17 protein-coding genes and 1 tRNA gene are annotated in these 18,775 nt (G+C 72.3%); 6 read left to right on the plus strand and 12 right to left on the minus strand.

Annotated features, from left to right (window positions below; translation table 11 throughout):
* Nucleotides 1-16: 16 nt before the first annotated feature.
* Nucleotides 17-778 (minus strand): MerR family transcriptional regulator, encoded by a 762-nt coding sequence (locus ACZ7FF_RS08740; protein ID WP_470810641.1) that lies wholly within the window; start codon nt 776-778, stop codon nt 17-19.
* 138 nt (nt 779-916) lie between these two features.
* Between ACZ7FF_RS08740 and ACZ7FF_RS08745 the strand changes: the two genes are divergently transcribed.
* The gene (locus tag ACZ7FF_RS08745; RefSeq protein ID WP_470810643.1) at nt 917-2,323 is read left to right on the plus strand and encodes a glutamate decarboxylase; all 1,407 of its coding nucleotides are present in this window, start codon (nt 917-919) and stop codon (nt 2,321-2,323) included.
* A gap of 72 nt (nt 2,324-2,395) precedes the next feature.
* On the opposite strand, the gene ACZ7FF_RS08750 is transcribed toward ACZ7FF_RS08745, so the two are convergent.
* From ACZ7FF_RS08750 to ACZ7FF_RS08760, 3 genes are all read right to left on the minus strand, one after another.
* Entirely contained in the window at nt 2,396-2,938 is a 543-nt protein-coding gene (locus ACZ7FF_RS08750) for a DinB family protein (protein ID WP_470810645.1), read from the minus strand.
* Nucleotides 2,939-3,069: 131 nt separating this feature from the next.
* Nucleotides 3,070-4,530 carry an aldehyde dehydrogenase family protein gene (locus tag ACZ7FF_RS08755; RefSeq protein ID WP_470810646.1) on the minus strand — a complete coding sequence of 487 codons (1,461 nt, stop codon included), beginning with the start codon at nt 4,528-4,530 and terminating at the stop codon, nt 3,070-3,072.
* A gap of 69 nt (nt 4,531-4,599) precedes the next feature.
* Nucleotides 4,600-5,424 (minus strand): helix-turn-helix domain-containing protein, encoded by an 825-nt coding sequence (locus ACZ7FF_RS08760; RefSeq protein ID WP_470811421.1) that lies wholly within the window; start codon nt 5,422-5,424, stop codon nt 4,600-4,602.
* Nucleotides 5,425-5,769: 345 nt separating this feature from the next.
* Here ACZ7FF_RS08760 and ACZ7FF_RS08765 point away from each other — a divergent pair, with 345 nt between their 5' ends.
* Entirely contained in the window at nt 5,770-6,288 is a 519-nt protein-coding gene (locus ACZ7FF_RS08765) for an ATP-binding protein (RefSeq protein ID WP_470810647.1), read from the plus strand.
* A 100-nt stretch (nt 6,289-6,388) separates the two neighbouring features.
* Here the strand turns inward: ACZ7FF_RS08765 and ACZ7FF_RS08770 are convergent, their stop codons facing one another.
* The 4 genes from ACZ7FF_RS08770 to ACZ7FF_RS08785 form a co-directional block, all read right to left on the minus strand.
* Complete coding sequence (locus tag ACZ7FF_RS08770) at nt 6,389-6,658, minus strand: DUF397 domain-containing protein (RefSeq protein WP_470811423.1); 270 nt, start codon at nt 6,656-6,658, stop codon at nt 6,389-6,391.
* A gap of 166 nt (nt 6,659-6,824) precedes the next feature.
* A complete protein-coding gene (locus ACZ7FF_RS08775; RefSeq protein ID WP_470810648.1) occupies nt 6,825-7,298 on the minus strand; it encodes an SRPBCC family protein in 474 nt (157 codons plus the stop codon).
* Nucleotides 7,295-7,642, minus strand: a complete 348-nt coding sequence (locus ACZ7FF_RS08780; RefSeq protein ID WP_470810650.1) for an ArsR/SmtB family transcription factor — start codon at nt 7,640-7,642, stop codon at nt 7,295-7,297. Before ACZ7FF_RS08780 ends, ACZ7FF_RS08775 begins: the two co-directional genes overlap by 4 nt.
* Before the next feature lie 7 nt (nt 7,643-7,649).
* The gene (locus ACZ7FF_RS08785) at nt 7,650-8,024 is read right to left on the minus strand and encodes a VOC family protein (RefSeq protein ID WP_470810651.1); all 375 of its coding nucleotides are present in this window, start codon (nt 8,022-8,024) and stop codon (nt 7,650-7,652) included.
* Nucleotides 8,025-8,234: 210 nt separating this feature from the next.
* On the opposite strand from ACZ7FF_RS08785, the gene ACZ7FF_RS08790 reads away from it, so the two are divergent.
* Entirely contained in the window at nt 8,235-8,744 is a 510-nt protein-coding gene (locus ACZ7FF_RS08790) for a hypothetical protein (RefSeq protein ID WP_470810652.1), read from the plus strand.
* 285 nt (nt 8,745-9,029) lie between these two features.
* Nucleotides 9,030-9,548: a DUF4232 domain-containing protein gene (locus ACZ7FF_RS08795; protein ID WP_470810654.1), complete on the plus strand. Its 519-nt coding sequence runs from the start codon at nt 9,030-9,032 to the stop codon at nt 9,546-9,548.
* A 3-nt stretch (nt 9,549-9,551) separates the two neighbouring features.
* Here ACZ7FF_RS08795 and ACZ7FF_RS08800 read toward each other — a convergent pair whose 3' ends face one another.
* Nucleotides 9,552-10,661 carry a DUF2786 domain-containing protein gene (locus tag ACZ7FF_RS08800; RefSeq protein WP_470810655.1) on the minus strand — a complete coding sequence of 370 codons (1,110 nt, stop codon included), beginning with the start codon at nt 10,659-10,661 and terminating at the stop codon, nt 9,552-9,554.
* A gap of 186 nt (nt 10,662-10,847) precedes the next feature.
* On the opposite strand from ACZ7FF_RS08800, the gene ACZ7FF_RS08805 reads away from it, so the two are divergent.
* Together ACZ7FF_RS08805 and ACZ7FF_RS08810 are read left to right on the plus strand one after the other, a co-directional pair.
* Entirely contained in the window at nt 10,848-11,591 is a 744-nt protein-coding gene (locus ACZ7FF_RS08805) for a Clp protease N-terminal domain-containing protein (RefSeq protein WP_470810656.1), read from the plus strand.
* A gap of 48 nt (nt 11,592-11,639) precedes the next feature.
* Entirely contained in the window at nt 11,640-13,340 is a 1,701-nt protein-coding gene (locus ACZ7FF_RS08810) for a bifunctional 3'-5' exonuclease/DNA polymerase (RefSeq protein ID WP_470810658.1), read from the plus strand.
* A 19-nt stretch (nt 13,341-13,359) separates the two neighbouring features.
* Here ACZ7FF_RS08810 and ACZ7FF_RS08815 read toward each other — a convergent pair whose 3' ends face one another.
* The 3 genes from ACZ7FF_RS08815 to ACZ7FF_RS08825 all read right to left on the minus strand — a co-directional run bounded on the left by ACZ7FF_RS08815 (nt 13,360) and on the right by ACZ7FF_RS08825 (nt 18,683).
* Nucleotides 13,360-16,743, minus strand: coding sequence for an AfsR/SARP family transcriptional regulator (locus ACZ7FF_RS08815; protein WP_470811424.1), 3,384 nt, complete (start codon nt 16,741-16,743; stop codon nt 13,360-13,362).
* 644 nt (nt 16,744-17,387) lie between these two features.
* Complete coding sequence (locus ACZ7FF_RS08820) at nt 17,388-18,281, minus strand: glycosyltransferase family 2 protein (RefSeq protein ID WP_470810659.1); 894 nt, start codon at nt 18,279-18,281, stop codon at nt 17,388-17,390.
* A gap of 325 nt (nt 18,282-18,606) precedes the next feature.
* Nucleotides 18,607-18,683, minus strand: a tRNA-Thr gene (locus ACZ7FF_RS08825).
* Nucleotides 18,684-18,775: the final 92 nt, after the last annotated feature.

The raw sequence follows: 18,775 nt of genomic DNA on the forward strand, positions 1-18,775 counted from the left end.
CCCGGACCAGGGCCGGTCAGGAGGCGTGGCGGTCGGCGTTGGCGAGGATCGCCGCCCTGAGGTGCTCGGCGAAGCCGGGCCGCCGGCCGTCGTAGTACGCCTTGAAGCGCTGGTCGGACACGTACATCTCGCCCAGGCAGCGGTGCATCTCGTACGGGCACTCGTAGAACCACTTGCCCATGTGCCGCCGGTGCTCCTCGGCCAGGTCCATGGCCGCCTCGGCCGTCGGCGGCTCGCCGGCGGCCAGCAGGGCCGTGTAGCGCTCCGTCCAGGCGTCGGACTCGGCCTGCATGCGCTGCCAGTCGTCCTTGGTGTAGCGGGCGGCGCGGCGCTGCGACTCGGCGTACGCCTCGGTGTCACCCCAGCGCGCCTCCGCCTCCTCGGCGTACTGCTCGGGGTCGTCGTCCCCGAACACCTCGAACCGCTCCTGCGGGGTCAGGTTGATGCCCATCTCGCGTGCCTCCATGGCGTGTTCGACGGCCGCGGCCATCTTCTGCAGCTTCTCGATCCGGGCGGTCAGCAGTTCGTGCTGGCGGCGCAGGTGCGCGCGCGGGTCCGCGTCCGGGTCGTCGAGCAGCGCCGCGACCTCGTCGAGCGGGAAGCCGAGCTCCCGGTAGAACAGGATCTGCTGGAGCCGGTCGAGGTCGGCGTCGTTGTAGCGCCGGTGCCCGGCGTACGTGCGCTCGCTGGGCACGAGCAGGCCGATCTCGTCGTAGTGGTGCAGGGTGCGCACCGTGACCCCGGCGAACCCCGCGACCTGTCCCACGGAGTAGCTCACTTTCCGCTCCTTTTCGTCGGTACGCCGTCCACGCTGCGGCCTCACGCCACGTGAGGTGCAAGTCCGGGTCCGGGTCCGGGTCATTCCGGATGTCGGGCCTGTGCTGTCCGCATATGGTGGCCCAGAGGAGGCACGCCCATGGCCCTGCACAAAGGTCCCGAGAAGCATCAGGAGCGGGTGCTGTCGGTCAACCCGTTCTACGGGGAGGCCAACCCGGTCGGCGGCATGACCGAGGCCCCGCCCACGCACCGGCTCCCGGAGTCCCCGCTGTCCCCGTCCACGGCGTACCAGCTGGTGCACGACGAGCTGATGCTGGACGGCAACTCCCGCCTGAACCTGGCCACCTTCGTCACCACCTGGATGGAGCCGCAGGCCGGGGTGCTGATGGCGGAGTGCCGGGACAAGAACATGATCGACAAGGACGAGTACCCGCGTACGGCCGAGCTGGAGCGGCGCTGCGTGGCGATGCTCGCCGACCTGTGGAACGCGCCGGACCCCGCGGCCGCCGTGGGCTGTTCCACGACCGGGTCGAGCGAGGCGTGCATGCTCGCCGGGATGGCGCTGAAGCGGCGCTGGATGCAGCGCAACCCCGACCGGTACCCGGCCGCGCGGCCCAACCTGGTCATGGGGATCAACGTCCAGGTGTGCTGGGAGAAGTTCTGCAACTTCTGGGAGGTCGAGGCCCGCCTCGTGCCCATGGAGGGCGACCGCTTCCACCTGGACCCGCAGGCGGCTGCCGAGCTGTGCGACGAGAACACCATCGGGGTCGTCGGCATCCTCGGCTCGACCTTCGACGGCTCCTACGAGCCGATCGCCGACCTGTGCGCGGCCCTGGACGCCCTCCAGGAGAGGACCGGTCTCGACGTCCCGGTGCACGTGGACGGCGCGTCCGGCGGGATGGTGGCGCCCTTCCTGGACGAGGACCTGGTCTGGGACTTCCGGCTGCCGCGGGTGGCCTCGATCAACACCTCGGGGCACAAGTACGGGCTGGTGTACCCGGGCGTCGGCTGGGCGCTGTGGCGGGACGCCGAGGCGCTGCCCGAGGAGCTGATCTTCCGGGTCAACTACCTCGGCGGCGACATGCCGACCTTCGCGCTCAACTTCTCCCGGCCCGGCGCCCAGGTCGTCGCGCAGTACTACACGTTCCTGCGGCTGGGCCGCGAGGGGTACCGCGCGGTGCAGCAGTCGACGCGGGACGTGGCCGTCTCCCTGGCCGAACGGATCGAGGCGCTGGGCGACTTCCGGCTGCTCACGCGCGGGGACGAGCTGCCGGTGTTCGCGCTCACCACGGCCGACTCGGTCACGTCGTACGACGTCTTCGACGTCTCCCGGCGGCTGCGCGAGAGCGGCTGGCTGGTGCCCGCGTACACCTTCCCGGCCAACCGCGAGGACCTGTCCGTGCTGCGGATCGTGTGCCGAAACGGCTTCTCCCACGACCTGGCGGACCTGTTCGTGAGCGATCTGTCCCGGCTGCTGCCGGATCTGCGACGGCAGCCGCACCCGCTGGACCGTGACAAGCAGGCGGCCACCGGGTTCCACCACTAGGGGCAGGCGGGCCGAGCCGTTCGGGTCCCCCTCGGGCACGCGGTGCCCGAGGGGGACCCGTACGACGGCGCGCTAGCCGGCCGCCCGCTCCATCGCCACCAGCTCGAACGCGGTCTTCCCGTCCAGGGACTCCCGGATGATGTCCGCGTGGCCGGCGTGCCTGGCCGTCTCACGGATGAGGTGCAGACAGACCCAGCGCACCGAGACACGGCCCTCCGGCGGGAACCAGGGCTGGGGCGGCAGTGGGAACGTGTCGTCCAGGCTGGGCGCGGAGCGGATGAACTTCTCGGTCTCGGCGGCGACCTGCTCCCAGTACGCGAGCTGCGAGGCCACCGTCTCGTCGCCGACCAGCTGGAAGGTCTCGTGCCAGTTCGACTCGTCGCGCTTCATCGCCGGCGATTCCTGCCGGGCCCGGGCGATCCAGCTCTGCTCGACCTCGGCGACGTGCTTGAGCAGGCCGGCCAGGCTCAGCTCGCTGGCACTCGGACGGGTCCGGGCCTGCTCCTCGGTCAGCCCGAGCAGCGCCCGGCGGATCCCGCCGCGCTGTTCCTCGATGAACGCCAGCAGCGCTCCCCGCTCGTCACCGTTCGCCTCCGCGGGCACGTGCGTGACCATGACCGGCCGCCTCTCCTCGGTTCGCCCGGGCGCTCGCCCCGACACGAACGAAGCTACGGGCCCTTTAGGTCAGATCCTGTCCGCAAGGGCCCGCGATTCTCCGGTAACAGCGAGGGCCGTTCGGCACCGGGCTAGAACGGGAACCCGCTCCGTCCGTGCTGCACCGAGATCCACTTGACGGTGGTGAAGGCCTCCAGGGTCGTCTCGCCGTTCAGGCGGCCGAGGCCGGAGTGCTTCTCGCCGCCGAAGGGCACGATCGGCTCGTCGTGCACGGTGCCGTCGTTCACATGGAACATGCCGGTGTCGATCCGCTTGGCGAAGGCGACGCCCCGCTCGATGTCACCCGTGTGGACGGCGCCGCTGAGGCCGTAGGGGGTGTCGTTGACCATCCGGACCGCCTCCTCCTCGCCGTCGAACGGGACGAGGAAGACGACCGGCCCGAAGACCTCCTGCCGCAGCAGCGCGGAGTCGGCCGGGACGCCCGTGAGGACGGTGGGCTCGACCAGGTTGTTGCTGGTGGCGCCGCGCACCAGGGCCGTGGCGCCCTCGGCGAGCGCCTGCTCGACCGCGCCGGAGATCGCGTTGGCCTGCGTGGAGTTGATCACCGGGCCGATGACGGTCCCGGGGTCGCGCGGGTCGCCGACCTTGAGGGTCCTGACCTTGGCGACGAACCTCTCGGTGAACTCGTCGGCGACGGAGCGATCCACGAGGACCCGGTTGGCCGCCATGCAGACCTGGCCCTGGTGGACGAACCGGCTGAAGACCGCGGCGTCCACGGCGTAGTCGAGGTCGGCGTCGTCCAGCACCACCAGCGCGCTGTTGCCGCCCAGTTCGAGCACCGAGCGCTTGAAGTTCGCGGCGCAGACGGTGGCGACGTGCCGGCCGACCGCGTCGGAGCCGGTGAAGGAGATGACCTTCGGGACCGGGTGCTCGATGAACGCGTCGCCGATCTCGGCGATGTCGGTGACGACGACGTTGAGCAGGCCGCCGGGCAGGCCCGCCTCCTCGAAGATCCTGGCGATCAGGGTGCCGCCCGCGATCGGGGTGTTCTGGTGCGGCTTGAGGACCACGCCGTTGCCGAGCGCGAGGGCCGGCGCCACGGACTTCAGCGACAGCAGGAAGGGGAAGTTGAACGGGCTGATCACGCCGACGACGCCCACCGGCACGCGGTACACCCGGTTCTCCTTGCCCTCCACCGGGGAGGGCAGGATCTTCCCCTCGGGGCGCAGCGCCAGGTGGATGGACTCGCGCAGGAACTCCTTGGCGAGGTGCAGCTCGAAGCCGGCCTTCAGGCGTGTGCCGCCCAGCTCCGTGATGATCAGGTCGGCTATCTCCTGCTCACGGTCCTCTATCAGTCTCAGCGCCCGCTCGAGGACCGCGCGCCGGGCGTAGGGGTTGGTCTCGGCCCACTGCTTCTGGGCGCGGGCGGCCGCCCGGTAGGCCTGGTCCACCTCGTCGACCGTGGCCACCGTGATCGAGGCCAGCTTCTCGTTGTCGTAGGGGTTGAAGTCGATGACGTCCCAGGAGCCGGTGCCCGGTCGCCACTCACCGTCGATGTACTGCTGGGCCAGGTCGCTGAAGTAGGACGACATGTGATCCCTCAATCACTAGCGTAGCCAGATCCCGGACACGGTCTGATCGCACGTCATCGTACTTGCGCATCAAGAGAGTTGAAGGAGACCTCGGAGAAGGTCGCGGCTCTCGGCCGGGCCGGGGCTGTCCTGCTGCAGCTCCTTCAGGGCCTGCTCGTACTGGGCGACGTCCTCGCGCTTGTCGAGGTACAGGGCGCTGGTCAGCTGCTCCACGTAGACCACGTCGGACAGGTCGGACTCGGGGAAGCTGAGGACGGTGAAGGCGCCGCTCTCGCCGGAGTGCCCGCCGAAGCCGAACGGCATGACCTGCAGCCGCACGTTGGGCCGCTCGGACACGTCGATCAGGCGCTGGAGCTGGCCGCGCATCACCTCGCGGTCACCGTAGGGGCGGCGCAGGGCGGCCTCGTCCAGGACGATGTGGAACTCGGGGCCGTGGTCCGACAGCAGGTACTTCTGGCGCTCCAGGCGCAGCGCGACCCGCCGTTCGACGTCGTCCGCGCTCGCGCCCTTCATGCCGCGGCGGACCACCGCGCGCGCGTACTCCTCGGTCTGGAGCAGGCCGTGCACGAACTGCACCTCGTAGACGCGGATCAGCGACGCGGCGCCCTCCAGGCCCACATAGGTGGGGAACCAGCTGGGCAGGACGTCCGTGTAACTGTGCCACCAGCCCGCCACGTTGGCCTCACGGGCGAGGGAGAGCAGGGACTGGCGCTCCGCCTCGTCGGTGATGCCGTACAGCGTCAGCAGGTCTTCCACGTCTCTGGTCTTGAAGCTCACCCGGCCCAGCTCCATCCGGCTGATCTTCGATTCGGAGGCGCGGATCGAGTAGCCCGCCGCCTCGCGCGTGATCCCCCGGGCTTCACGCAGTCGCCTGAGTTGCGAGCCGAGCAGCATCCGCCGCACCACCGATCCGGGCTCTCCCGCGCTCACGTTCGCCAGCCTCCCCAACCGTCTTCAGGTGCCGCAGTCTGCCACTAAAAAGCTTCGCGCAGTACTCGTCCGGTTACGGAAACGGAGACAGGTCGGCCGTTTTCGACGAGTCGACGTCGGGAAGAGGTCCGGACCTCTGGCGACAACCACGGCCAAGATGGCGGAAAAAATGGCCAAGAAGCGGTACGGGAGGCCCCATTTCGGTCGCGTGCACGTGCATCTGCCCTTGCATCTGCCCTTCGCATCCGAAACCATGGTGCCGCGCCACCGCTGCATCGCAACGACCGCGAATTCCCGGGAGTGCCTCGCATGGGGACGAATGGATCGACCATGCTCAAGCCGTTACGGCAGGGCCTTCCGCCGTTGGATCCCGCGGCCGTGTCCGATGCCGCCTCCTGCGCCCTGCCGCCCCGTTACGAAGCGGTGCGCGAGGCCCGGCGGTTCACCCGGGGCACCCTGGACCAGTGGGACGTCGGCGACCGCTTCGACGACATATGCCTGGTCGTCTCCGAACTCGTCACCAACGCCCTGCGGCACGCCGCCCCGCCCGAGCGGGGGGACTGCCACCGCGCCGACCCGGGCCGCGCCGACGCCCGCCCGTCCGTACGGCTGCACCTGATGCGCTGGACGGAGCGGCTGGTGTGCGCGGTGCGCGACCCGAGCCACGAGACGCCGGCGCCGCGCGACTCGGACGACTTCTCGGCCGAGTCGGGCCGCGGGCTGTTCCTGGTCGACTCCTTCGCCGACAGCTGGGGCTGGCACCCGCTAGCCGGCACCTTGGAGGGCAAGGTCGTCTGGGCGATGTTCCGGCTCCCGACGGGCGACTGAAGCAACGCCGGCACTTTTGCGCGCCCGGGTTCTACGCGCGTTGAGGCAGGGATTCCTGCCGACATCGTTGCCACCCGGCGCGCGCCGGTCCGGTGATTCCTCAGCTCGCGACGAGGTGGTCGAACTCTCCGTCCTTGACACCGAGGAGCATCGCCTCGATCTCCGCCCGCGTGTAGACGAGCGCCGGCCCGTCCGGGAAGCGCGAGTTGCGCACGGCGACCTCGCCGCCGGGCAGGCGGGCGAACTCCACACAGGATCCCTGCGAGTTGCTGTGCCTGCTCTTCTGCCAGGCCACTCCGTCCAGCTGCGCGGCAGCCATGCCGTTGTACACGTCGTACCCCCCGTACACGCCGTCCACGTCGCGGTCCACAGGTCGCTCCCCGGTGGTGCACTGGCTGGTGGCCATAGATGCTTGGTCAACTGACCCGGATCATAACCCTGTTCACGTGCAGATGCATGAGCAGATGCACGTGCACGCGGGGTGGTCCCGTGATTACAGCTTTGACGTGTGCTTTACCTGGCGATGTGCCGACATCTCACCGAAGCTGTTCCAGCGCCTGCCCAAGAGCAGGCAGGACATGCCCTTTCCATCCTCCGCCCATGATCTTGCGCGCCATCAGCTGAGCCGGGTCGTCCGGATCGAACCCCTCGTGCACTAGGAACAGACGCGTACCGCGCCCTTCCTGTTCCAGGGTCCAGGTGATGGTCCAGTCCGTGGGATTGGCGGGATCGGCGTCCACCCAGCGGAGGGACAGCATCCGCTCTCTGTCGTAGGCCAGGACCTGCACCTCGACGACCCCCGAGAACCGGGTGCCGGGACGCGGGACGGAGGTCATCCGGTACCGATGGCCGACCTCCAGGCGGAAGTCCCCGGCGCCGGGCATCTGCCAGCGGGCGAGCAGCTCCGGCTCGGTCAGGGCGCGCCAGACCTTCGCGGGCGGGTGGGGGAAGAACTGGTCGACGCGGATCGTGGTGAGGTCGTCCGCGTCGCCGTCGGGTTCCGTGTTCATGGACGGTCATCGTCGGGCATGCGGTCGAGGAGATCGCCGAGGCCCTTCAGCCGCTCGCGCCAGAACCGCTCATACGGATGGAGCCAGTCCTGCACGTCCGCGAGCGGGGCCGCCTCCAGGCGGTAGATGCGCTGCCGGCCGGAGCGCTGCTCGGAGACCAGGCCGGCCTCCCTGAGGACCTTCAGGTGTTCCGAGAGGCTCGGGCGGCGCATGTCGAAGTGGTCGGCCAGGGCCTGGACGGGCTGCGGTCCGCGCTCGCGCAGCAGCCGCAGCACCTCGCGGCGGGTGGCGTTGGCGAGCGCGGCGAAGACGCGGTCCTCGGTGGCGGTACCCGTCCCGTTCATGGGGCCGTCAGAAGCCTTCCTTCTCCGTCAGCAGCATCAGACCGTTGCCGTCGGGGTCCCGGAAGGAGGCCATCCGGCCCCACGGGAACTCGTCCGGGCCCTGCACCTCGGTGCCCGCCTCGGCGAGCCGCGCGCAGTCGGCGTCGACATCGGTCGTCACCAACATGATCCCCCGGGCCGAGCCCGGCTCGAAATCCCCCATGCCCGGACCGGAGAGCGTGAAGGCGGTCTGCGCACCCGCGGGCGCCACCTGGAGCCAGCGTCCGGGCGGCATCTGCAGGTCGGCGGTGACCTCGAAGCCGAGCACGTCCCGGTAGAAGCGCAGGGCACGGTCCTGGTCGGCGACGGGGAGGGTGACGAAGGAGGCGTGGGTGACGTTCATGGGCCAGACGATAGGTAGGGAATTCCCTACTGGTCAAGCGTAGGCAATCCCCTACCTGTAGAGCCGGCCCTCCGAGGGCGGGGCGGCCGGCGCGAGCAGGCTCACAACGGATTCCTGCCCGGCGTACGGAAGCGCTCTTGTTGACTGCTGGTAGCTTGCTGCGGGCCGTCCGGCCGAGGGCGGCCGGACGCTACAGCTTGGGAGCCTCACGTGACTTCGGCGACTGCTTCGGTCAGCGCATCGGTCGGTGCAAGGGTGCGGGTCGCGGCCCTGACCGCGGGCCTGGTGGGCGCGCTGACGCTGACGGCGTGCAGCGGCGGCGGCAGCAAGGACCACTCCTCCCCCACGCCGAGCGCGAGCCCGGCGCCCTCGTCGGCCGCGGCCTCCTCGGGCGTGACCGGCGCCTCCACCAAGCTCCAGGGCAGCTGGCTCACCACCAACGGCGGCAGGATCGTGGCGCTGGTGATCACCGGGAAGCGGGCCGGCATCTTCGCGACCGGAGGCACCGTGTGCAGCGGGACCGCGGGCGCCGAGGCCGGCATGCAGATGATCCACCTGGCCTGCACCGACGGCAGCAAGGACCGGGTCACCGGGATGGTCGACTCGGTCGACGGCAAAGCCATGAAGGTGACCTGGTCGGGCAAGGTCGGCCAGGAGACGTACACCAAGGCCGAGGGCGGCAAGCTGCCGTCGGGGCTGCCGACTCGTCCGAAGAAGTGACGCGGGGCGCGGGGCCGATGGGCTTCACCCGGGGCTCGCGGTGGCAGTTCGGGGCTGCCGGGTTCTGCCCGGGTTCCACGACAGCAGCTCCGCGCCACCGGCTGCGACAGCAGTTCCGTGCCACCGGCTGCGACCGACAGCGGCTCGGTTCCGCCGGGCTTGGCCATGGCAGCCTGGCGCCCCGGGAAGCACCTGAAGCGGTGATTCCGTAGGGGCGCGCGAAACGGTGTGCGCCGTAGGCGCCATGATGCTGGGGCACCGTCACGACCTCGATGGGACCTGCTCATGCGCGCCATTCCGCTCACCGTCACCGCTCTCGCCGCCGCCCTGCTGCTGACCGCCTGCAACGACGGCAGCAGCAGCAAGAGCGGTGCAAAGGACAGCTCGGCCTGCGCGATCGGCGGCGTGTCCATGCAGGTCGGGGCGGCGAGCGTCGCCCCGTCGGCCGGTGACACCGGTGAGGTGCCCGTCAGCATCACCAACCAGAGCAAGCCCTGCACCCTGGACCACTTCCCCGGCGTCACACTCGCCCAGAAGGGCGCCTCCGTGAAGCTGTCCGCCCAGAAGGGCTCGAAGGCGCAGCAGCTGAAGCTCGCCAAGGGCGACTCCGCGACCTTCACGATCACCTACGTGCGCGGCAAGGACGGGGACTCGACGAGCCTCGCGGCCACGGAGCTGCACATCACCCTGCCCGGCGGCGACAGCGCGCAGAGCTTCCCCTGGAAGTACGGCCCGGTCGCGGGACAGGGCGCCCAGAGCAAGCCGAACGCCTCCGTCAGCGCCTTCCAGCAGGTCGGGGACTGAGCCTCACTCCAGCCGGGGGCGCGCCCTGACCTGGGCACGGTCGGCAGCCGCCGCGCCCTCCGTCCAGCCCGCGGCGTCGCTCACCCCGCGCAGCCGGGTCGTGGTGGTCTCGGGGAACATGCGCTCCAGGCGGCCGGTGACGGCTATCGCACGCGTGGCCAGCACCGGCAGCAGGTCCTGGGTCACCTGCGTCTCGGCGGCGGCCGCGAGCCGGTCGCCGACGCGGTGGGCGTAGGCCGCGAGGAAGGACTGACGGAAGGTCTTGGTCCGTTTGCGCCCGCCGGCCCGCTGGGCCGCCTCCGCCTTGGTCATCGCGTGCGTGGCCTGCACCAGCAGCGAGGTGTAGAGCAGTTCGACGGCCTCCAGGTCCGCCTCGAAGCCGACGACCGTGGAGAAGCCCAGCGGTTCGTTCCACACCGCGCGGCAGTGGTTGGCGGTGGCCACGGCGTGCAGCAGGACCGCCTTGGCCTGCTCGTACGGCGGCTCGACCCCGATCCGGCAGGCTCCGGGCGCGTCCGGCGCGGGGGCCTCGGCGGCCAGCAGCGCCTCGTCGACGCTGTGCCGCGCCATCAGCTCCTGCGCCTTGGCGCTCAGCGCCTCCGCCTCCTCCGGGAAGCCGGTCGCCTCGGCCTTGGCGAGCAGCGCGCGGATGCGGGTGAGCATGCGGGAGGCGGCCGGGGCGGACGCGCGCCGGGTCTCCTCCTCCAGGGGCTCCAGGGCGGGCAGGCGCAGCAGCAGGCGGTACAGCTCCAGGACCGCGGTGGCGTGCGAGAAGCGGTCGGCCTCGCGCGCGGGGCCCTCGGGCAGGTCCTCCAGCTGGGCGGTCCAGCGGCGCCCGCGCGGACGGTCCCGCCCGGACTGGGCACGGATCAGCGCGGCGGCCTGGCGCGCGTGGGCCTCCTCCAGCTCGCGCCGCACCAGGCGCACGACGTCGGCGGGCTGCCAGCCGCGCTGCCACGCCGTCGCCACGAACTCCTCGCCCCGCCGCGCGAGTTCCGCGTCGGCGGCGGGGTCGGAGGCGAGCAGGGAGGCGCCCGTGTCGAGGCCGGTGTCGGTGTCGTCGTAGAGCGCGGCCCGGAAGGCGCGTTCGACCGTGCTGGCAGTACTGGTCACACCGCCGATCGTGCCACGCCCCGCCGACAGCACCGGACAACTGTCCACAGCCTGTGGACAACGCTTCACCTCGCTGTGCCGCCGACGATCGCACAGAAGCGGGGCAATCTCCGGCAAGAAGGGCGAGGTGAACGCCAGTGTCAACCATCGGTTGACAGCAGCCGGTGCGCAACCTACGGTTGACACATGGCGACCAACCCGAACATCACGGCTTCCGTACGCCTCGACGACCTCATCGAGGCCATCAAGAAGGTCCGCACCGAACCCCTCGAACAGCTCCAGGACGCGGTGATCGCCGCCGACCACCTCGGTGACGTGGCCGACCACCTGATCGGGCACTTCGTCGACCAGGCCCGCCGCTCCGGCGCGTCCTGGACCGACATCGGCAAGAACATGGGCGTCACCCGGCAGGCGGCACAGAAGAGGTTCGTGCCGAAGGAGTCCACCGACCTCGACCCGAGCCAGGGCTTCAGCCGCTACACCCCCCGCGCCCGGAACGTGGTCGTCGCCTCGCACAACGAGGCGGTGGCCGCCCGCAACCCCGAGGGCAGGCCCGAGCACCTGGTCCTCGGGCTGCTGGCCGAGCCGGAGGGTCTGGCCGCGAAGGCGATCACCGCCCAGGGGGTCCTCCTGGACGCCGTACGGCAGGCCGCGACCGCCGCACTGCCGCCGGCCGCGGACGAGGTCCCCGATCTCATCCCCTACGGCCCCGAGTCCAAGAAGGTCCTGGAACTCACCTTCCGCGAGGCCCTCCGGCTCGGCCACAACTACATCGGCACCGAGCACATCCTGCTGGCCCTGCTGGAGCACGAGAACGGCGAAGGCGTCCTCAGCGGCCTCGGCATCACCAAGGCGGCGGCCGAGGAGTACCTCGGCAAGGTCCTGGCGCTGCTCCTCGAACAGCGCCAGGAATCCGCCCAGGAGGACTGAAACCGCAGGTCACGGCCATTGTCAGTACCCCCTGCCACACTCGCAGTCATGACCGACCGGTGGGCGCTCGCACCGGCCGAGGACGGCGGCGTGGAAGTCGCCCCCCTCGGCCCGGACGGGCTGCCCGCCGGGCCGGTGCGGCGGGAGAGCGATCCCGCCGGGGCGGTGCGGAGCCGCCCGGAGGTGACGCGCTGGGTGTGGCGGTCGACCGCCGACGTCTACCCGCGTCTGCTCGCCACGGGGGTGCGAGTGGAGCGGTGCTACGACGTCGAGGACGCCGAAACACTCCTGCTGGGCCACGAGGGCCGGTACGGCGAGCCACGCTCGGCCGCCGCCGCCCTGGCCCGCCTCCGCGGCGGCCCCGTACCGCCCGATCCGCCGCAGCGCGCGGCCGAACCGGGTGCCCAGTCCCCGCTGTTCGAGCCCACCGGCACCCGTCTGCCGCTGGCCGACCTGCTCGCGGTCTACGCCGACCAGCAGCGGCGGCACGGCCGGACCGCCCACCCCGACCGGACGCGGCTGCTGACCGCCGCCGAGTCGGCCGGGATGCTGGTGGCGGCGGAGATGAACCACGCCGGGCTGCCCTGGAGCGCCGAGGTCCACCGCGGCCTGCTGCACGACCTGCTGGGCGAGCGGTACGCGGGCCGGGGCGAGCCGCGCCGCCTCACCGAGCTGGCCGACCAGGTCTCCGCCGCCTTCGGCCGCCGGGTGCGGCCCGACCTGCCCGCCGACGTGGTGAAGGCCTTCGCCCAGGCCGGGATCAAGGTGCGTTCCACCCGCCGCTGGGAGATCCGGTCCGTCGACCACCCGGCCGTCGAGCCGCTCCTGGAGTACAAGAAGCTGTACCGCATCTGGGTGGCGCACGGCTGGTCCTGGCTGCAGGACTGGGTGCGCGACGGCCGCTTCCGCCCCGAGTTCCAGGCCGGCGGCACGGTCACCGGGCGCTGGGTGACCAACGGCGGTGGCGCCCTGCAGATCCCCAAGGTGATCCGGCGGGCCGTGGTCGCCGACCCCGGCTGGCGGCTGGTGGTGGCCGACGCCGACCAGATGGAGCCGCGCGTCCTGGCCGCGATCTCCCGCGACCCCGGACTGATGCAGGTCGCCGGCCAGGAGAGCGACCTCTACCAGGCCGTCTCCGACCGGGCCTTCTCCGGCGACCGCGACGAGGCCAAGCTGGCCGTGCTCGGAGCGGTCTACGGCCAGACATCCGGCGACGGCCTGAAGAACCTCGCCGCGCTGCGCCGCCGTTTCCCCCGGGCCGTCGCCTACGTCGACGACGCGGCACGCGCGGGCGAGGAGGGCCGGCTGGTGCGCACATGGCTGGGCCGCACCTGCCCGCCGGCCGCCGGCGCGGGCGAGGACGCGGCGGAGGAGGCGGGCATCCCCGTCGGCGAGGACGACCCCGAGGCGCCGGCGGACGGCCAGGCCGCGTGGGTCCCCGGCTACGCCTCCACCAACTCCCGCGCGCGGGGCCGCTTCGCGCGGAACTTCGTCGTGCAGGGCAGCGCCGCCGACTGGGCCCTGCTGCTGCTCGCCGCCCTCCGCCGGGCCTGTGCGGACCTGCGGGCGGAACTGGTCTTCTTCCAGCACGACGAGGTGATCGTGCACTGCCCCGCCGAGGAGGCGGACACGGTCGTCCGGGCCATCCGCGAGTCCTCCGACCTCGCCGGGCGGCTCACCTTCGGCGACACACCGGTGCGGTTCCCGTTCACCACGGCGGTGGTCGAGTGCTATGCCGACGCCAAGTAGGCCGGTCCGGCCCGCCGGTTCAGTCCGCCAGCAGTTCCCGCAGCTCCGCCTGCACCGCCTGCTCGTCCGTGCCGCCCAGTGCCACGAGCGCCGCGCGCCAGCTGTCGTGCGCCTCCGCCCGCCGCCCCTGCTCACGCAGCAGCAGACCGTGCTGGTGGCGGGCCAGGCCGCCCATGTAGCGGTCGGCGCGGGCGTCGGCCCGGCGCAGCAGCTCGGCGCACTCGCTGCCCGCCCGCTCGGACTCCCCCAGCTGGCGCAGCGCGCGGACCAGGCCGAGCCGGGTCTGGGACTCGCCGTGCCAGTCGCCGTGACCGCCCAGGATGCGCAGGCTCTCCTCGAAGTGCCGGGCGGCCGAGGCCGGTTCGGCCAGGCTGAGATGGGCGTAACCGATGTTGCAGTGCGCCGAGTGCTGCACGATGACCGCGCCGATCGCGTCCCCGATCGCCAGCGAGCGGCGGTGCTGCTCGATGGCGGTGCGCGGATCGGTGTGCTCGTAGAGGTTGCCGAGATGGCTGTGGGTGACGGCCTCGCCGTAGGGGTCGTTCAGCTGCCGCGAGTAGGTGAGGCTCTGCCGGAGCGCCTCCCCCGACTCCTCGAACCGTCCGAGCCCCTCCAGCAGCAGCCCGCGGTTGTTCAGGCAGCGCCGGATCCGGGAGGCCACGCCGAGCCGCCGCCAGATCTCGAGGGACTGGTCGGTCAGGGCGAGGGCGTCGTTCTGCCGGCCGGTCAGGAAATGCAGGCCCGCGAGGTCACCGAGCGCGTACGCCTCGGCCGCCGCGTCCCCGAGCCGCCGCGCCGCCCCGAGCGCGGCCCGCCCGAGCACCTCCATCTCCGCGACCCGTCCGTTGCGCTGCGCATACGGGAAGAGCAGCCGCGCGAGCGCCGACAGGTGCGCGGCCTTGTGCGGGTCGGTCGTGTCCGCGTTCCGCGCCACCAGGGCGACGACGTTCTCCAGTTCCGTCTCCCCCCAGGCGAACGCCTGCTCGGCCGACTCGAAGAACGGCAGCGCGGCCACGTCCGCCGCCAGCTCGGCAGGCTGCGCCGAGGTGGGCCGCCGCCGGTCCTCCCGGTCCAGCCCCGGCTCCACGACCACCATCAACACCCGCTCGGCCACGGCCGCGTACCAACGCAGGGCGGCCAGCTCCAGGGTGAGCGGGGCGGTGCTGACGGGGGCGGGGGGTGTGGGCGGATCGAGGTCGGGGCCGGGGTGAGGGGCCGCCGATCCGAGCGCGGGGGCCGGGTGGGAGGCGGCGGTGCCGGGCGCCGGAGCCGGGGGCGCGTCAGGGGCGGGGGCCGGGCGGGAGACTGCCGTACCGGGGGCGGGGAGCGTGGTGAAGACGGCTTCGAGGGGGGTGGTGTGGAAGTCGTCGTGGGTGTCGGCCAGTTCGCGGGCGAAGTCGCGGACCAGGTCGTGGGGGGTGTAGCGGCCGTACGCGGTCTCCTCCAGCAGGGCCACGTCGACCAGGCGGTCCAGCGCGGCCTCGGCCCGGCGCTCGTCGGTGCCGGTGAGACGGGCGATGAGCGGGGCGCCGTACGTCGGCAGGTCGAGCGCGCCGATGCGGCGCAGGGCGAGGGCCGCGTCCCGGTCGGCCTCGCGCTCGGCGGCTGCAAGCGCGTCGTGGGCGACGGCAAGGGAGCGCCGGACGCTCAGGTCGTCGTACTCCAGGTGATGCAACCGCCCTCCGGTGGCGGCCAGTTGACCGGCGAGTACGTCCGGGGTGAGGGCGCGCCGGGCGGCGAGCCGGGCGGCGACCACCCGCAGGGCCAGCGGGAGCCTGCCGGTCAGTTCGACCAGGGCGTGCCCGGCGTCCAGTCCCTCGCGGCCGCTCACCGCGCGCAGCAGGGCCGCGCTGTCCTCGCCGGTCAGCGGGCCGAGCGGGAAGCGCCGGGCACCGTCGACGGCGGTCAGCGGCGAGCGGCTGGTGACGATCACCGCGCAGCCCGGTCCGGCCGGCATCAGCGGCCGTACCTGGGCCGCGCTGGCCGCGTCGTCCAGCACCAGCAGGGTGCGGGTGGGGGCGAGCAGTGAGCGGAGCAACGCGGCGGCCGCGTCCGGGTGTTCGGGGATTCTCCGGGGCTCGGCGCCGAGGTCGCGCAGCAGTGCGCCGAGCGCCTGCACGGAGCTGAGCGGGGTCATGCCGGGCGTCGCGCCGTGCAGGTTGACGTAGAGCTGGCCATCGGGGAAGCGTTCCCGCAGCTCATGTGCCACGTGCAGGGCGAGCGCGCTCTTGCCGACGCCCGCCATGCCGGAGATCACGGCGACGGCGGGGGCCGGGGCGGGCGGCTCGTTCAGTGCCTGGCGCAGCGCCCGGCGCGCGTCGGACCGGCCGGTGAAATGGGCCGGCGGAGCCGGGAGCTGGGCGGGGCGCGGGATCTGCCGCGCGGCCGGGTTCCCTTCGCGCGGGGAGCCGGCGACGACCGCCGGCTCCCCACCGCCGTGGGTCGCCAGGTCGGTGGCGGCGTCCACGCCTTCGCCCTGGCGATGTCCCCCGGCCGGTCGCCGGAGGTCGCCGTGCCCCTTGTCGCGGTGCCGCGTCTGCGCGCTCGCCGTGCCGTCGCTCCCCCGCAGCACCTCGACATGCGCCTCCCGGACCGCCGGGCCGGGCTCGACGCCGAGTTCCTCGACCAGACGGGCGCGCAGATCGCGGTGGACGGCGAGGGCCTCGGCCTGGCGCCCGGTGCGGTGCAGGGCGAGCATCAGCTGCCGGTGGTACGCCTCGCGCAGCGGATACTCGGCGACGAGGGCCGCCAGCTCGGGGACCAGCGCGGTCAGTCGTGCTCCGCCGAGCGCGAGTTCGGCGTCGTAGCGCCACTCCAGGAGGAGCAGCCGCGCCTCCTCCAGGCGCTGCACGAGGGCGTAGCCGCCGAGATCGGCGGGGAGCCCGCTGAGCGGGGTGCCGCGCCAGAGCGCGAGCGCGGCCGTGCACGCCCGCGCGACGCCGGTCCAGTCACGCCGGGCGTGCGCGGCGCGCGCCTCGGTGACCCGGGCGTCGAACACGTGCACGTCCAACTCGCCTTGGTCGACGCGCAGCAGATAGCCCGGCGGTACGGCCCTCAGCCGCTCCGGGTCGTCCAGGAGCCGGCGCAGCCGGGTGACGTGGTTGTGCAGGGAGGCCTGCGCGGAGACGGGGGGCGCACCGCCCCACAGGGCGTCCTTCAGCGACTCGACCGACACGACCCTGCCGGACTCCAGCAGCAGGGCGGCGAGCAGGGCCCGCACCTTGGGGCTGCCGATGGGACGGACGCCGTCGTCGGAGGCGTCGACGGTGGCGGTCGCCGGCTCCGAGGGGCCCGGAAGGGGGGAAGAGACCTGGCCGGGAGCCTCGTACGAGATACCGTACGGCGGTCGGTCGTAGAGGACCGGCGGCCCCAGCAGTCCGAACCGCAGCTCGTACCGCCGCATCACGCCGCTCCCCTGCCTTCCCGCGCGGTCGGGGCCGACCATGCTCCGCGACGGGCGGGCGCCCGCCGTCCCCTGGCGGAATTCCGTCCTGTTCACAGCGGTTTCCCGCCACCTTCTGCGTGCCGCTGCGGCTCCGGAACGGCCTGTCCAGCGCCCTGTTTCGCTGTCACTCGGCGACTTCCGGCCAACCGGCTCGCGACCTGCCGACGAACCGTTGGCCACATGTTAGCGATCCGTTGGCGCCCCCTGATGTGATCATTCCATCGGATCTGGCCCGACGGCGCGCGCGTATGTCGCGTAACTCGGGGGAGTGTCGCCGTAGGCCGGATCCGGGGACGCACACGCGCCCCGGTCGGCGGAGGTGAACGACCGGGGCCGCGTCCCGTCCCCCCTAACGGGACCCCCTTTCACGGCGACCGGGTCAAGGACTCCGGCGTACCGCCCGGATCGGGCACTCAGCCGCACCGGCGGGCCCCGCCAGGAACTGCCGTCCGTCGAGCGGACCTAGGCATCACGCGCGTCAACCGGCGCGGCAGCCCCGCCGGCCGGGCAGTGCACGACCCCCTCGCGCCGGTCGACGCGGGCCCCTCCGCCGGCACTCCCCCGGCGGGCGCCACCCGCTGTCCGCCGCCCCCGCCCGCAGGTCAGATCACCGGCGGGCGGCCGAGTCGGGTGAGGCGGTGGACCGTGCGCCAGCGCATGGGGCGGCGCTCGCCGGGGGATTCCCTCAGGCCCTCCAGGAAGCCGCCGAACCACGCCTTCAGCCCGGCCGTGGAGCGGGTGCGGGCGAGAGTGAGCAGCGTCCAGACGGCGAGGTGCACCGGGATGAGCGGCAGCGGCAGCCGGCGCCGGACGAGCCAGACGCGGTTGCGGGCGTTGACGCGGTAGTAGATGGCATGCCGGGCCGGTGAGGTCTTGGGGTGCTGGAGAAGCAGCTCGGGCGAGTAACGGATCTTCCAGCCGGCATCGACGGCCCGCCAGGCGAGGTCCGTCTCCTCGTGCGCGAAGAAGAACTCGGCAGGCCAGTCCCCGGTCTCGGCCAGCATGTCCATGCGCAGGGCGTGCCCGCCGCCGAGGAACCCGGTGACGTACCCGCCGCGCATCGGGTCGGACTTGCCGACCCTCGGGACGTGCCGCTGCTGGGTCTCACCGTGCTCGTCGGCGATGCGGAAGCCGACGATGCCGAGGCGCGGGTCGGCGGCGTACAGGTCCCGCACCCGGCGCAGCACGTCGGCGTCGACGAGCAGCCCGTCGTCGTCCAGCTCGACGACGACATCGACGTCACCGAACTCCCGCAGCCGGGCGAGGGCCACGTTCCGGCCGCCCGGGCAGCCGAGGTTCTCGTCCACGTCGATGGTGGTGACCTCGCCGGGCAGGGAGAGCCGGTCCGCGAACTCGGGCAGCCGGCAGCCGTTGCCGACGATCACGATGCGGGCGGCGGGGAGGTCCTGCTTGGCCACGGACTCCAGCAGGGCGTCGACCTCGGCGGGCCGGTTGCCCATGGTCACCACGGCAACGGCGATCCTCGGCTCCACCACGTCCCTCACCCCATCCGGCCGACGACGGCACCACGCCCTGACCGCGCGGTGCGCCCATCGTTCACCAAGATGTTGCCCCAGGTCCGTGGGTTCGCCCGACCCCGATTGCCTTTGCATCCTTTTTGCGGCGCTTTGCCCGCGACAGACGAACCCCGGCTCCCCGCATGACCAAGCCCCCGTACGGTTCTTACCGGCCGGAGCCGCGGCTCACCTCACCGGTCCGGCGCGGTACCCGCCGAGCCGGCGGACCCACGCCCCGCACGCGAGTGGTCCGCCCCGGACACGACGAAACCCCGGGCGGACGAAGTCCGACCCGGGGTTCCAGTGGAGCCGCTTTCGGGATTCGAACCCGAGACCTACGCATTACGAGTGCGTTGCTCTGGCCATCTGAGCTAAAGCGGCACGCCGACTGCACCAATGGTGCGATCAGCAACGTCGGTAAGTCTACACAGTTTCCGGGGGTGCTTCGTACCGGCCCCGGAGCGGGTGGCTCC

Source organism: Streptomyces sp. NPDC037126 (genome assembly GCF_055605965.1).

Coding starts and splice junctions, on each gene's coding strand:
- ACZ7FF_RS08745 (WP_470810643.1), top strand. CDS start 917: ATGGCCCTGCACAAAGGTCCCGAGAAGCATCAGGAGCGGGTGCTGTCG.
- ACZ7FF_RS08750 (WP_470810645.1), bottom strand. CDS start 2,938: ATGGTCACGCACGTGCCCGCGGAGGCGAACGGTGACGAGCGGGGAGCG.
- ACZ7FF_RS08760 (WP_470811421.1), bottom strand. CDS start 5,424: ATGCTGCTCGGCTCGCAACTCAGGCGACTGCGTGAAGCCCGGGGGATC.
- ACZ7FF_RS08755 (WP_470810646.1), bottom strand. CDS start 4,530: ATGTCGTCCTACTTCAGCGACCTGGCCCAGCAGTACATCGACGGTGAG.
- ACZ7FF_RS08815 (WP_470811424.1), bottom strand. CDS start 16,743: ATGCGGCGGTACGAGCTGCGGTTCGGACTGCTGGGGCCGCCGGTCCTC.
- ACZ7FF_RS08775 (WP_470810648.1), bottom strand. CDS start 7,298: ATGAACACGGAACCCGACGGCGACGCGGACGACCTCACCACGATCCGC.
- ACZ7FF_RS08780 (WP_470810650.1), bottom strand. CDS start 7,642: ATGAACGGGACGGGTACCGCCACCGAGGACCGCGTCTTCGCCGCGCTC.
- ACZ7FF_RS08795 (WP_470810654.1), top strand. CDS start 9,030: ATGCGCGCCATTCCGCTCACCGTCACCGCTCTCGCCGCCGCCCTGCTG.
- ACZ7FF_RS08785 (WP_470810651.1), bottom strand. CDS start 8,024: ATGAACGTCACCCACGCCTCCTTCGTCACCCTCCCCGTCGCCGACCAG.
- ACZ7FF_RS08810 (WP_470810658.1), top strand. CDS start 11,640: ATGACCGACCGGTGGGCGCTCGCACCGGCCGAGGACGGCGGCGTGGAA.
- ACZ7FF_RS08765 (WP_470810647.1), top strand. CDS start 5,770: ATGGGGACGAATGGATCGACCATGCTCAAGCCGTTACGGCAGGGCCTT.
- ACZ7FF_RS08805 (WP_470810656.1), top strand. CDS start 10,848: ATGGCGACCAACCCGAACATCACGGCTTCCGTACGCCTCGACGACCTC.